At 66.2% G+C, this 13,623-nt stretch carries 11 protein-coding genes; 1 reads left to right on the top strand and 10 read right to left on the bottom strand.

The window, feature by feature from the left end:
• Positions 1-4 precede the first annotated feature (4 nt).
• Together argA and NU688_RS08345 are read right to left on the bottom strand one after the other, a co-directional pair.
• Positions 5-1,351, bottom strand: a complete 1,347-nt coding sequence (argA, locus tag NU688_RS08350; RefSeq protein ID WP_257860065.1) for an amino-acid N-acetyltransferase — start codon at positions 1,349-1,351, stop codon at positions 5-7.
• 40 nt (positions 1,352-1,391) lie between these two features.
• Entirely contained in the window at positions 1,392-3,383 is a 1,992-nt protein-coding gene (locus NU688_RS08345; protein WP_257860064.1) for an AAA family ATPase, read from the bottom strand.
• A gap of 384 nt (positions 3,384-3,767) precedes the next feature.
• Between NU688_RS08345 and hrpA the strand changes: the two genes are divergently transcribed.
• Complete coding sequence (hrpA, locus tag NU688_RS08340) at positions 3,768-7,631, top strand: ATP-dependent RNA helicase HrpA (RefSeq protein WP_257860063.1); 3,864 nt, start codon at positions 3,768-3,770, stop codon at positions 7,629-7,631.
• A 45-nt stretch (positions 7,632-7,676) separates the two neighbouring features.
• Here hrpA and NU688_RS08335 read toward each other — a convergent pair whose 3' ends face one another.
• The 8 genes from NU688_RS08335 to lptF all read right to left on the bottom strand — a co-directional run bounded on the left by NU688_RS08335 (position 7,677) and on the right by lptF (position 13,602).
• Positions 7,677-7,835 carry a DUF3309 family protein gene (locus tag NU688_RS08335; protein WP_093239522.1) on the bottom strand — a complete coding sequence of 53 codons (159 nt, stop codon included), beginning with the start codon at positions 7,833-7,835 and terminating at the stop codon, positions 7,677-7,679.
• Positions 7,836-7,934: 99 nt separating this feature from the next.
• Entirely contained in the window at positions 7,935-8,387 is a 453-nt protein-coding gene (locus NU688_RS08330; protein WP_257860062.1) for a DUF3592 domain-containing protein, read from the bottom strand.
• Positions 8,388-8,400: 13 nt separating this feature from the next.
• A complete protein-coding gene (locus NU688_RS08325; RefSeq protein ID WP_257860061.1) occupies positions 8,401-8,775 on the bottom strand; it encodes a rard protein in 375 nt (124 codons plus the stop codon).
• Between the two features lie 28 nt (positions 8,776-8,803).
• A complete protein-coding gene (locus NU688_RS08320; protein WP_257860060.1) occupies positions 8,804-9,976 on the bottom strand; it encodes a pyridoxal phosphate-dependent aminotransferase in 1,173 nt (390 codons plus the stop codon).
• Positions 9,973-10,914 (bottom strand): CysB family HTH-type transcriptional regulator, encoded by a 942-nt coding sequence (locus tag NU688_RS08315; RefSeq protein ID WP_257860059.1) that lies wholly within the window; start codon positions 10,912-10,914, stop codon positions 9,973-9,975. The genes NU688_RS08320 and NU688_RS08315 overlap by 4 nt, the downstream gene beginning before the upstream one ends.
• A 62-nt stretch (positions 10,915-10,976) precedes the next feature.
• Positions 10,977-11,348: a sirohydrochlorin chelatase gene (locus NU688_RS08310; RefSeq protein ID WP_257860543.1), complete on the bottom strand. Its 372-nt coding sequence runs from the start codon at positions 11,346-11,348 to the stop codon at positions 10,977-10,979.
• 2 nt (positions 11,349-11,350) lie between these two features.
• Entirely contained in the window at positions 11,351-12,460 is a 1,110-nt protein-coding gene (gene lptG, locus NU688_RS08305; RefSeq protein ID WP_257860058.1) for an LPS export ABC transporter permease LptG, read from the bottom strand.
• On the bottom strand, positions 12,457-13,602 hold the full coding sequence (gene lptF / locus NU688_RS08300; protein ID WP_257860057.1) for an LPS export ABC transporter permease LptF: 1,146 nt from the start codon (positions 13,600-13,602) through the stop codon (positions 12,457-12,459). Before lptF ends, lptG begins: the two co-directional genes overlap by 4 nt.
• Positions 13,603-13,623: the final 21 nt, after the last annotated feature.

The raw sequence follows: 13,623 nt of genomic DNA, 5'->3' as shown, positions 1-13,623 counted from the left end.
CTGGCTAGATCTTCTTGACCAGGACCATGCTCTTGCGGTCCCAGTTGTACTTGCGCTTGCGGGCCTCGGGCAGCCAGTCGGGGTTGACCTGCTGGAAGCCGCGCTTGAGGAACCAGTGCATCGTGCGCGTGGTGAGCACGAAAATGCTTTCCAGGCCCATGGACTTGGCGCGGTGCTCGATGCGCTTGAGGATGCGTTCGCCGTCGCCTTGCGACTGCGACAGCGGCGAGACGGTCAGCGCCGCCATCTCGGCCGTCTTCGCCTCGGGGTAGGGGTACAGCGCCGCGCAGCCGAAGATCACGCCGTCGTGCTCGATCACCGTGTAGTGGCCCACGTCGCGCTCGATCTCGGTGCGGTCGCGCTTGACCAGCGTGCCGTCGCGCTCGAAGGGCTCGATCAGCTGCAGGATGCCGCCGATGTCGTCCACGGTGGCTTCGCGCAGGCTTTCGAGCTTTTCGTCGATCACCATGGTGCCGACGCCGTCGTGCACGTAAATCTCCAGCAACAGCGAGCCGTCGAGCGCGAAGGGCAGGATGTGGTTGCGTTCCACGCCGCCCTTGCAGGCTTTCACGCAGTGCTGCAGGTAGAAGGCGGTGTCGGTGGGTTTCTGCGCGGGGGGGAGGGACGCGAGCAGCTTCTCGGCGGCGTCCAGCGGCAGTTCGGTGTCGATCGGGTTGTCTTCGCTCTCGGGCAGTTCGCTGTCGATGCGGATGCCGGGAATTTCTGTCAGGAAGATCAGCTTGTCGGCCTGGATCGAGATGGCGACGCTGGTGGCGACCTCTTCCATCGTCAGGTTGAAGGCCTCGCCGGTGGGCGAGAAGCCGAAGGGCGACATGAGCACCATCGCGCCGAAATCGAGCGTGCGGCGGATGCCTGACGCATCGACCTTGCGCACGAGGCCCGAATGCTTGAAGTCCACGCCGTCGACCACGCCCACGGGGCGCGCGGTGATGAAGTTGCCAGAAATCACCCGCACCGTCGAGCCGGCCATCGGCGTGTTCGGCAGGCCCTGGCTGAAGGCCGCCTCGATTTCGTAGCGCAGTTGGCCGGCGGCTTCCTGGGCCGAATCGAGCGCCACCGCATCGGTGATGCGGATGCCATGTGAGTACTTTGCCTCGTGGCCCTTGGCCGCCAGTTGCTCGTTGACCTGCGGACGGAAGCCGTGCACCAGCACGATCTTCACGCCCATGCTCTGGATCAGCGCCAGGTCTTGCGCGATGTTCTGCAGCTTGCCCGCCGCGATCGCCTCGCCAGCGAGGGCAACCACAAAGGTCTCTCCACGGAACTTGTGAATGTAGGGCGCGACCGAGCGGAACCAGGGCACGAAGGTGAAATTGAAGACGGTGGACATGGGGCGTAATTGTGCATTCTTGGAAGCGGTTTCGTACGGCTCAGGCCAACGCGCGCAACACGCGGGCCGCGGCGGCAGGCGGACCCGCGCCGCGGCCTTGGCCGGCCGCCGGCTGCAACACGTCCGCCTTGCGGGCGCGGAAGGTCGCGAGCAGCGCCGCGTAGGCGTCGGTCGACTCGCCCGCCGGGGTGGCGGGCAGGTCGAGCAGGGCGGTCAGCTCGGCCGGGGCGATGGAGCCTTCGCGCATGAGCGCGTCGACCACCGCCATCAGCGCGGCCGTGTGCGTTTCGAGCAGGGCGCAGGCGCGCGCATGCTCCTGCGCCAGCAGGGCCTCGATTTCCGGGTTGGTCGCCTCGACGTCGGTGTTCAGGTCGTCGTTGGCGTCGTTCGCGATGTCGGTGCGGCTCAGGCGCGAGCCGAAGGCGTAGTGGCGCACGTACTGCGCGGCGTTGGCCGTGGCCTGCATGAAATCCTGCGAGGCGCCCGAGGTGCAGGCCTGGTCGCCGAACACCATTTGTTCGGCGGCACGGCCCGCGAGGCTCACGCAGATGCGGTCGCGCAGGTTCTCCTTCGACCAGGTCTTGCGCTGCTCGTAGCTGTTGTAGCCCCCTTCGAACGAGGCCACGTTGATCTTGATCTCCTGCGGCGCGCGGCCGAAGAGCACGCCGTAGACCACGCCGTGGCCCGCCTCGTGCACCGCGAGCAGGGCGCGGAAGTCCTCGCTCGAACGCTGCTTGAGGCGGCTGAGTTCCAGCACCACCGGGAACTGGCGGCGTGCCTTGCGGTACTTCGCCACGATGCACGGCACGCTCGCGTCGAGCGAGAGCCACACCGGCTCGCCGCCATCACCGCCATTGGCGCCGCGCTCCAGCGCCCACAGCGCCGCGTTGACCAGCGTGGCGCTCAGGATCGCGTGGATCGACGAGAACAGCGGGCGCGTGCCCTGCGCCGGGAACACGGCGTTGGCGTAGATCTGCTCGTACACGCCGGCGTCGAGCACGAAGCGCACGCCGGAGCTTTCCTGGATCTCGCTCACGTAGCGGTCGCAGATCGACAGGATCAGTTGCACGTAGGTCGCGCGGTTGAACGACGGGTAGATCACGTGGTTATTGCCCAGGCGCGCGATCTGCTCGGGACGGAAGCGATTGGCCAGCGCCTTCTTCACGTCGATGACCGAGAGCTTCTTCGTCAGCGCGTGGAAGATGTCGGCATCGGTGTCGCAGTCCTCCACGCGCTGGGCGGTCTCGGCGTACATCTCGTCCAGGTTGCCCGAGACGAACACCAGGAGCTTGCTGTAGTCGGTTTCCCAGTTCTGCTGCGCATCGCGGAAGGCGCGCAGGCGCGCATGCACCTCGGCGGGCTTCCAGGCCATGATCTGCAGCAGGGTCTCGGGCAGCTTCAGGCAGCGCTTGACTTCGCGCGCCTCCCAGGGCGAGAGGTGCAGCTTGCGCTTCTTGAGCTTCTTCTTGTCGGCGGGGCCGTCGCGGTCCTGCTCGTACTCGGCGTAGGCGAGCGAGGATTCGATTTCACCGAGCATCGACAGCGCCGGCGGCAGGCGGCCGTCGGACAGCAGCGCCCACACGTCCTGGTAGCGCTCGACCTTGGCGTCGTGGCCGTTGCCGTCGACGGTGCGAAAGCGCTGGAACTCGTCGAGCACCAGCATGCCCGGCGTGCCCTCGACGATGCCCGATTCGGCCAGCATGGCCGAGATCGAGCCGCGGCTGCCGTGGCCCGAGCCGTGGCTGAAGCCGTCCATCTGCACTTCGATGAAGCGGTCGTAGAAGCCCAGGTGCTGCGCGAGCTTGCGCACCAGCTGCGTCTTGCCGGTGCCGGTCAGGCCCCAGAGGCAGACGATGACCGGACGGCTGATGAGCTGCGGCAGCACATACCAGGCGCGCAGCGATTCGATCACGCGATCGATGATGTCGTCGATGCCGAAGAGTTCTTCCTTCAGTGATCGGGCGACGGTCTGCAGGTGCTTCGTTCGCTCGGCGAGCTCGGCATGCAGTTCGGAATGGATGTCGGTGGACATGGAATGATTTCTTTGAATGAAACAGGTACGAAAAAGCGGCCACCCCCTCGCAATGAGGGAGCGGCAGGCAGACGCTGTGAAGGGACGGTTGCTGCGCTTCTGAGGCTGAAGCGCGCGACTCGAAAAAAGTGGCGCGGGCCTCAGGCCGGGCGGAGCAACCTGACCCGGCCATGCGTTGGGAGCGCATGGCGTGCGCAGCGGCTGCGCAAAGGGGTGAGGGCAAGGAAGGACATGGACGCGATCCTAGCGAGGCGTTGCGGTAGAGTAAAGATTATTTACACCCCACGTTGCACCGGCACGCCGCACTGTGGAAGCTGTGCAACAGCCGGTGCGCGCCGATAATCGACGGTTTGCCTGCCGCGCGCCGACGACGACTGCTTTCCCTTGACGACCACGACACCTTCCGCCCCCTTGCGCATCGAGTTCCCCGAATCGCTTCCCGTCTCCGGCAGGCGCGACGAAATCATGGCCGCCATCCAGGCGAACCAGGTCGTGATCGTCTGCGGCGAAACCGGTTCGGGCAAGACCACGCAGTTGCCCAAGATCGCGCTGGCACTCGGCCGCGGCAAGATCAACGCCGAGCCGGGCAAGGGCCGGCTCATCGGCCACACGCAGCCGCGGCGCATTGCCGCAAGCTCGGTGGCCAAGCGCATCGCCGAAGAGCTGAAGACGCCGCTGGGCGACGTGGTCGGCTTCAAGGTGCGCTTTCAGGATCGCCTCAGTCGCGACGCCTCGGTCAAGCTCATGACCGACGGCATCCTGCTCGCCGAGACGCAGACCGATCCGCTGCTCAAGGCCTACGACACGCTCATCATCGACGAGGCCCACGAGCGCTCGCTGAACATCGACTTCCTGCTCGGCTACCTGCGCGAGATCCTTCCGCGCCGCCCCGACCTGAAGGTGATCGTCACTTCGGCCACCATCGACGCCGATCGCTTCGCGCAGCACTTCGCATCGGCCAAGGGACCGGCCCCGATCATCTATGTGTCGGGCCGCACCTTCCCCGTCGAGCAGCGCTACCGCCCCTTCGAGGAGTCGCGCGAGCACGACATGAACGACGCGATCGCCGAGGGCGTCGACGAACTCTGGCGCGATCCGCACAACGCGGGCGACATCCTCGTCTTCCTGCCCGGCGAGCGCGAGATACGCGAGGCCGCCGACCACCTGCGCCGCCACCTGAGCCACCAGCCGCTGTTCCGCAATGCCGAGGTGCTGCCGCTGTTCGCACGGCTCTCGGGCCCCGAGCAGGACCGCATCTTCGACAGCCACACCGGCCGCCGCATCGTGCTCGCCACCAACGTGGCCGAAACCTCGCTCACGGTGCCGGGCACGCGCTACGTCATCGACACCGGCACGGCGCGCGTCAAGCGCTACAGCTTCCGCAGCAAGGTCGAGCAATTGCTGGTCGAGCCGATCAGCCAGGCCGCGGCCAACCAGCGCGCGGGCCGCTGTGGCCGCGTGGCGAACGGCATCTGCATCCGGCTTTACGACGAGAAGGATTTCCAAGGCCGCCCGCGCTTCACCGATCCGGAAATCCTGCGCTCCTCGCTCGCGGGCGTGATTCTGCGAATGAAGTCGCTGCGCCTGGGCGACGTGGCGCAGTTTCCGTTTCTCGAAGCGCCGTCGCCGCGCGCGATTGCCGACGGCTACCAGTTGCTCAACGAACTCGGCGCGGTCGACGACGCGAACGAGCTCACCGCCACCGGCGCCGAACTCGCCAAGCTCCCGCTCGACCCGCGCGTCGGCCGGATGATTCTCGAAGCCCGCACGCGCGGCGCGCTCGAAGAGGTGCTGGTCATCGCCTCGGCCCTGAGCGTGCAGGACGTGCGCGACCGGCCGATGGAAGCGCAGCAGCAGGCCGACCAGGCCCATTCGAAGTTCGACGACGAGAAGAGCGAGTTCAGCGGCTACCTGCGCCTGTGGAAATGGATCGCCGATGCGCGCGGCGGCCATGGCGACACGCACAAGCTGAGCAACCGCCAGTACGAGCAGCTGCTGCGCCAGAACTTCATCAACATCCGCCGTGTGCGCGAATGGCGCGACATCCACTCGCAGCTGCTCACCGTGGTCACCGAGCACAAGTGGCGCATCAACGCGGAGTCCGCCGGCTACGAACCGCTGCACCTGTCGATGCTCGCCGGCCTGCTGGGCAACGTCGGCTGGAAGCTCGAGGACGACGAGGCCTACCTCGGCGCGCGCGGCATCAAGTTCTACAAGCACCCCGGCGCCCACCTGAAGAAGAAGCCGGGCCGCTGGATCGTCGCGGCCGAACTGGTCGAGACCACGCGGCTCTTCGGCCGTGGCATCGCCAACATCGAGCCGCAGTGGCTCGAGCAGGTGGCGGGGCATCTGCTGAAGAAGCAACTGCTCGATCCGCACTGGGAGAAGAAGGGCGCACAGGTCTCGGCGCTGGAGCGCGCAACGCTCTACGGCCTCGTGGTGTACAGCGGGCGCCGGGTCGATTTCACCAAGGTCGACCCGGTCGCAGCGCGCGAGATCTTCATCCGCGAAGCGCTGGTCGCTGGCCAGTGGGAAAGCAAGTTCCCGTTCCTCACCGCCAACCGCAAGCTGGTGCGCGAGGTCGAAGGCCTGGAGCACAAGGCGCGCCGGCAGGACGTGCTGGTCGACGAGGAACTGATCTTCGCGTTCTACGACGCGCAGCTGCCCGCCGACGTGGCGAGCGGCATCACCTTCGAGAACTGGTATCGCCACGCCTCGCGGGAGCAGCCGCGTCTCCTGTACCTGACACGTGATGAATTGATGCGCCACCAGGCGGCTGGCATCACGACGCAATCGTTCCCGGCCACGCTGCGGCTCGGTGGCGTCGACTGTGCCGCGGCGTACCTGCACGAACCCGGCGACGCGAAAGACGGCCTCACGGTCAGCGTGCCGCTCTTCGTGCTCAACCAGGTGAGCGAGGAGCGCTGCGAATGGCTCGTGACCGGCATGCTCAAGGACAAGATCCAGGCCCTGATCAAGAGCCTGCCGCAGCGTCCGCGCTCGCGGCTGGTGCCGCTGCCTGAGTCGGCGACCAAGCTGGCCGAGGCGCTCTCAGTGCCTGAACTGTTCGGCAGCGGCTCGCTCACCGACGTGCTGCTCAAGCGCGTGCGCGACCTGACCAGCATCGACGTGAAGCGCGCCGACTTCAAGCTCGACATGCTGCCGCCGCACCTGTTCATGAACCTGCGCATCGTCGACGAGCACGGCCGTCAGCTGGGCATGGGGCGCAATCTGGGTGCGCTGAAGGCCGAGCTGGGTGCGCAGGCACGCGGGGCCTTCCAGGCGCTGGCGGGGCTCAACGTGAAGGCATCACCGGCGCCGAAGGCAACGGCGGCCGACGAGGGCAAGGCACCTGCGAAAAGTGCGGCGCCCGAAAAGGCCACGCCCGCGTTGCCCGCTGGCGAGCGCTACACGGCCTGGACCTTCGGCGAGTTGCCGGAGTTGATGGAAGTGCGGCGCGGATCGCAGTCGCTCATCGGCTTCCCTGCGCTGCGCGACGAAGGCGATGCGGTGACGATCGAGGTGTTCGACGAGCCCGCCGTGGCCGCCGCGAAGCACCGTGCCGGCCTGCGCCGCCTGTTCGCGCTGCAGCTGAAAGACGCACTCAAGTACCTCGAGAAGAACATCCCCGACCTGCAGAAGATGGCCGTGGCCTACATGCCGCTGGGCACCTCCGAGGAACTGCGCGCGCAGATCATCGACGTGGCCATCGACCGCGCCTTCCTGCAGGAGCCGCTGCCCACCGACGAATTCGCCTTCAAGCGCCGACTGGAAGAGGGGCGCGGGCGGCTCACGCTGATCGCGAACGAGGTGGCGCGTCTCGCGTCCACCATCCTCGTCGAGTACGCCGCTGCCGCGCGCAAGATCAAGGACACCAAGATCCAGCCCGAAGCGGTGCAGGACGCCGCGCAGCAGCTGCAGAAGCTCATCGGCAAGCGCTTCATCGCCGATTCGCCGTGGACACAGCTGCAGCACTTCGCGCGCTACCTGAAGGCCATCGTGCTGCGCCTGGACAAGCTGCGTGCAGACCCTGCGCGCGACACCTCCAAGCTGGCTGAACTGCGCCCGCAGGAACAGCGCTACTGGCGGCTGGTGGCCGAGCGCAAGGGTGTGGTGGACGACCGCATGCTCGAATTCCGCTGGCTGCTCGAGGAGCTTCGCGTGAGCTTCTTCGCGCAGGAACTGCGCACACCACAGCCCGTGAGCGTCAAGCGGCTGGACAAGGCCTGGGCCCAGCTTCAGGCATGAAAAAAGCCCGCTGCGAAGCGGGCTTTCTTCATTGAAGCGCGGGCGCTATATGCGACCCATCAGCACCAGGATGACGACGATCAGCACGACGAGGCCGAGGCCGCCGCTGGGCCCGTAGCCCCAGGACCGGCTGTAGCCCCAACTCGGCAGCGCGCCGATCAATATCAGGATCAGGACGATCAGCAGAATGAACGAGAGGGACATGGTTTTCTCCTGGGACGTTTGTTGTAACGAGCCTTGATGCTCATCGTCCCGGGGTGCGCGAAGGGCCGGAGAGCCGCCCCTTCGGCGGTCAGGGCTGTCCTACCGTGGACGTCGGCGCCTGGCGCCTGCTGCGTCGGAGAGCAGGAAGTGCATGCCGATGGCGAATGCCAGGAACACGGCGCCCAGCCCGCCGACGATGGCCGCGCCGCCCCAGAGGTCGAAGAAGCCGTCGAGCCGGGCGTCCTGCGGGTTGGACGGGTTGAAGAACACCCCCACGACTTCGCCCTTGCTGTACGCGGGCGGGTTGCTGCTGCTCGACGGCGCGAACTCGATGATCGCGCCCGAAGGCGCCTTGAAGCGAACCCGCGGGCGCCACGTCGGCGAGCTGTTGCGGCGCGAACTTCCCACGGACTCCAATGCGATCACCTCGCCCTGCGCCTTGCTGGCCGAGGCGATGAACGCCGAGGTGTTCTGGTGGAGCAGCCATGCGCCCACAAGCATCGACGCGCCGACCAGGTCGAAGACGATCTTGACGATGCGGACGGAGTTCATGCCAGCGATCCTCTCAGGCCCGCACCGACTCGGTCAACAGGGTGCCGCCTGCCGCGAGCAGCAAGCCAACGACCAGGAAGCCTGCGGCCCCCAGCGTGGACACCAGCGCCCGTCGCCAGGGGCGCGTGCGAAAGAAATAGACCGGAATGCCCAGCAGCGGAAAGACACCTGCGAGCAGCGCCGAACGGCCCGGCGGGATCACGCCGCGCGCCAGGCCCTCGGCGCGGCACCACGTGTAGCAGAGCGCCGAGATCAGGAACGCATGCACCACGTCGAGCACGCTGTAGTCCTTGCCGCGAAGCGGCGGCACGAAGGCGTCGGCCACGCCGACCACGAGGAACGAGAGGCCCAGCACCAGCAGGATCCAGCGCGGCCGGTTCATCGTCATGGCTGCGTCCGGACGGATCGTGCCGGCGTCAGAGCTTCGCGAGCCGGTCCAGCGCCGCGATCAGCGTCTCGTCCTTCTTGGCGAAGCAGAAGCGCACCACGCGCTGGTCGAAGCCGTTGCCGTAGAACGCCGACAGCGGAATCGCCGCCACGCCAATTTCGCCGGTGAGCCACAGGCAGAAGTCGGCTTCGGAGAGATCGCTCACGGCCGAGATGTCGACGCACTGGAAGTAGCTGCCTTCGCTGCGCAGCAGCTTGAAGCGCGTCTTCTCGGCCAGGCCCGCGGCGAACAGGTCGCGCTTGCGCTGGTAGAACGCCGGCAGTTCGAGATACGGCTTCGGCTCGGCCATGTACTGCGCGAGCGCGTGCTGCATCGGCGTGTTGACGGTGAACACGTTGAACTGGTGCACCTTGCGGAACTCGGCCATCAGCGGCGCGGGGGCGGCCACGTAGCCGACCTTCCAGCCGGTCACGTGGTAGGTCTTGCCGAAGCTGCTGACGATGAAGCTGCGCGCCGCAAGGCCCGGGAAGCGGGCCGCGCTTTCGTGGCGTGCGGCGTCGAACACCATGTGCTCGTAGACCTCGTCGGCGATCACGAACACGTCGGTCGCAGCGAGCAGCTCTTCGAGCTTGCGCATCTCGGCCGCGGTCCAGACCGTGGCGCTCGGGTTGTGCGGCGTGTTGATGATGATCGCGCGGGTGCGCGGGCTCATCGCCGCGGCGATCTTGTCGAAGTCGGGGCGGAAGGTGCCCGGCACGAGCGGCACGCGCACCACGCTGCCGCCGGCCAGTTCGATGTTGGGCACGTAGCTGTCGTAGCAGGGCTCCAGCACGATCACCTCGTCGCCGGGCCGCACGATGGCCAGGATGGCGGTGATGATGGCCTGCGTTGCGCCCGCGGTGACGGTGATCTCGGTGGCGGCGCTGTAGCTGTGGCCGTAGAGCGCGGAAATCTTGGCGGCGATGGCATCGCGCAGCGCGGGAATGCCCGGCATCGGCGGGTACTGGTTGTGGCCGGCGGCCATGGCGGCCGTCACGTCTTCGAGCAGCTTCGGATCGCAGTGGAAATCCGGAAAGCCCTGCCCGAGGTTGACCGCGTTCTTCTCGGCGGCCAGCGCCGACATGACCGTGAAGATGGTGGTGCCGACAGCCGGCAGTTTGGTGGTGATTTCGGGCGTGCGTGGGGAAAGCACAGTACTCATAGTTCGTAGTCTTGTTGATGGCCGCTCAGGGCCTTGGCGATCAGGTTGCGGTCGAGCCGGTCGCTCAGCAGCTCGGCGAACTTGAAGACGAAATTGCGCAGATACGCGCTGCGCTTGAACGCGACACGGGCAATATTCTGGCCGAACACATGGCCCATCGGACGCACCACGAGGTCGGCGTTCGACTCGTCGCGCACCGCCATCTCGGCCACGATGCCCACGCCCAGGCCCAGGCGCACGTAGGTCTTGATCACGTCGGAGTCGATCGCTTCGAGCGCGATGCGCGGTGTGAGCTTCTTCTGCGCGAAGGCGTGGTCGATGCGCGTGCGGCCGGTGAACGACGGGTGGTAGGTGATGATCGGCTCGAGCGCCAGGTCTTCGAGCGAGATGCGCTCCTTGCCGGCCAGCGGATGGTCCTTGGGCAGCACCAGCACGTGCTGCCATTCGTAGCAGGGCAGGGTCACGAGTTCGGCATAGCCGTCGAGCGATTCGGTGGCGATGCCGATCTCGGCGATTTCGTCGATCACCATGCGCGCCACCTGGTCGGGCGAGCCCTGGTGCAGACTCACGTTGACCTTCGGGTACGCCTCGCGCAGGTTGGCCACGGGCACCGGCAGCACGTAGCGCGCCTGCGTGTGGGTGGTTGCGATCGAGAGGGTGCCGCTGTCCTGCGCGCTGAACTGTTCACCGATGCGCTTGAGGTTGCCCACCTCGCGCATGATGAGCTCGATGCTGGCGATGACATGCTGGCCTGGCTCGGTCACGCGTTTGAGGCGCTTGCCGTGGCGCGCGAAGATCTCGACGCCCAGCTCTTCCTCGAGTTCGATGATCGCCTTGGAGACGCCAGGCTGCGAGGTGTGGAGCGCCTTGGCGGCCTCGGTGAGGTTCAGGTTGCGCCGCACGGCTTCCTGAACAAACTTGAATTGGTGCAGATTCATATCAAATTCCGTCTTATTGCGGAATTCATTATGCCTTCTCAATCTATCGAAATTGCCGGATCTCAGGATTTGACCGCAATTCTGGCCAGCAATTCGACCAGTTCGGGCTCCTCGCCCACGATGCGGGCGAGCGAGAAATCGACCTGCGGCCAGGTCTTGCGGAGGGTGTCGAGCTGCAGCGGCAGGTCTTCGCGGGCGTGCTTGCCCATGCCGAGGAACAGGGGAACGACGCGGATGGCGGTGGCGCCGCCGGCAATCAGGCCTGCCGCGGCCGAATGAATATCTGGCGTGGCCAGCTCCATGTATGCGCACACGACGCGGGCCGCGGGGTCGTCCTGCAGGACCCGCGCAGCCACCGCCTCGATGGGCTCGCGCCAGCGCTCGTCGCGCGAGCCGTGCGCCAGCAGCACGATGCCGCGCATCCCGGCGGCCATGGTCATCTTCGAAGAACCAGCCAGCTGAAGGCCGTCAACGACATCACCGAGTAGATGAGCCCCGGCGCCGCCGCCGTAAGCCACGGCGACCAGTTGCTGAGGTTGCCGAGGTAGCCGAACACGTTGTTCAGCAGGAAGAAGCTGATGCCGATCATCACGCCGCCGAACACGTAGGTCGTGATGCCGGCCTGACGGAAGTGCAGGTAGGCGAAGGGCAGGGCGAGCACCACCATCACCAGGCACGAGAGCGGATAGAACACCTTGCGCCAGAACTCGATCTCGTAGCGCTGCGCGGTCTGGCCGTTGGCATCCAGGTGGCGGATGTAGTCGAACAGGTCGATCGTGCTCATGCGGTCCGGCCGCAGCAGCGCCACGGACACCATTTCGGCGGTGAGCGAAGTGGGCCAGTCCATCTTCGGGATTTCGGTGGTGACGATGCGGGCCTTGTCGGCGGCGCTGCGCGTGTCGTAGTCCTGCTTCTCGACGTCCGCCAGCGCCCAGTGCCCGTCAAGGATGCGGGCGGACTTGGCGACCAACTGCTTGCTCACATAGCCGTTGGCATCGAATTCGAAGATACGCGCGTTCTGCAGCGTGCCGTCGCGCGAGATCGACAGCACGTTCACCGCATAGGAGATGTTGTCGCGCTTCTCCTTGAGCCAGGCGCCGGTGTTGCCCACCAGCGTGTAGGGGGCCTGGTAGCGCGACTTGAACAGCTGGCCGGTGCGCCCCGACAGCGGCGCGATGTAGTCGCCCACGGCGAAGGTCAGGATGACGAAGCCCAGACCGAGCAGCAGCAGCGTGCGCAACGCGCGCCACGGGCCCAGGCCGCTGGTGCGCAGAATGGTGTATTCGGAGCTCTGCGCGAGGCGCGCCATCACGAAGATGCAGCCGATCAGCACGGTGATCGGCAGCAGCTCGTAGAGGTGGCTGGGAATCAGCAGAGCCACGTAGATCAGCGCCTGCATCGGCCCATAGGCGAGGCTTTCGGGCTTGCCTACGGATTGCAGCTCGTCGACGAAGTCGAAGAAGAAGAACAGGCTCAGGAAGCCGAGCGTCACGAAGGCCACCGCCTTCAGTGCCTCGACGTAGATCAGGCGTCTTATGGTTTTCACGAAATGGGATCGATCTTTGGGGGCTGTGGCTGCGGGGTCGGCAGGCCGCCGGCGATCACGCGTGCGTGTTTCTTTCGCTGCCCCCAGTTGTTGTTACGCAGCATCAGCCACGTCGTACCGATGAGGAAGACCCCACCGTGCAGCAGGAGCATGAAGCTGCCCATGCCGTAGCGACCGGAGCTGACCCAGCTCTGGCCGAGGTTCAGCAGGTTGTAGTAGATGACGAACGCGAACAGCGCGAACAGCAGGTTGCCGCTGCGTCCCACGCGCGGATTGACGCTCGAGACAGTCAGCGCCAGCAGCACGAAGTTGATGGCGGCCAGCAGCATGCCGATGCGCCAGCCCAGCTCGCCCAGGCTCGCGCTGCTGCGGTCGCGCAGCAGCGACAGGGTGGTGCGGGCGCGCGGCGGCGTGGTGTTGGCGGTGGCGTCGGAGCTGCCGCCGGCGCGGGTGCCGTAGGTCTTGAACTCGCTGATCTTGAGGCCCGATGTCGGCAGCAGCGGGCGCTCCAGGCGCTGGCCGTTGCTCAGCATCAGGAAGCGGTTGGGGCCCACGTCCTCGATGCGGCCACTGCGCGCCGAGGTGGTGATCTGCAGGCCGCGCTCGATCGCCCAGATGAAGACGTTGGTGGCGGTGGCGCCGTCCGGCGTGTCCTTGTCGATGAAGAAGACGCGCATCCGGCCCGACGACTCACGGAATTCGCCGGGCGTGACGCGTTCGACGTCGCTGCGCTGCTCGTACTGCTGACGCATGCCGATGGTCTGCGAGTTGGCCCAGGGCCAGCCCACCAGCGCCATCGCAGCGATCAGGATCAGCACCGGCCAGGCGAAGCGAAACAGCGGCTCGACGAAATCGGTGAGTCCCCGGCCGCTGGAGAACCAGATCACCATTTCGCTGTCCCGGTACATGCGCGAGAGGGTGCCAACGATGGCGATGAAAAGGCTCAGGCTCAGGATGGTCGGCATGTAGCCCAGCACCGTGTACGCCATGACGATGAAGACATCGGCCGGATTCACACTGCCCTTGGACGCGAGCCCGAGGGTACGGATGAGCATCATGGTCATCACGATGGTGACCAGAACCACGAGGGTCGCTCCGAAGCTGCGCGACAGCTCCTTGCGTAGGGAAGAATGGAATAACATCGTTCGAGGAAAAAAAGGATT

The organism is Variovorax sp. ZS18.2.2 (genome assembly GCF_024701975.1).
Classification (GTDB): Bacteria; Pseudomonadota; Gammaproteobacteria; order Burkholderiales; family Burkholderiaceae_C; genus Variovorax.
This window is presented reverse-complemented; position numbering and strand designations above follow the sequence as displayed.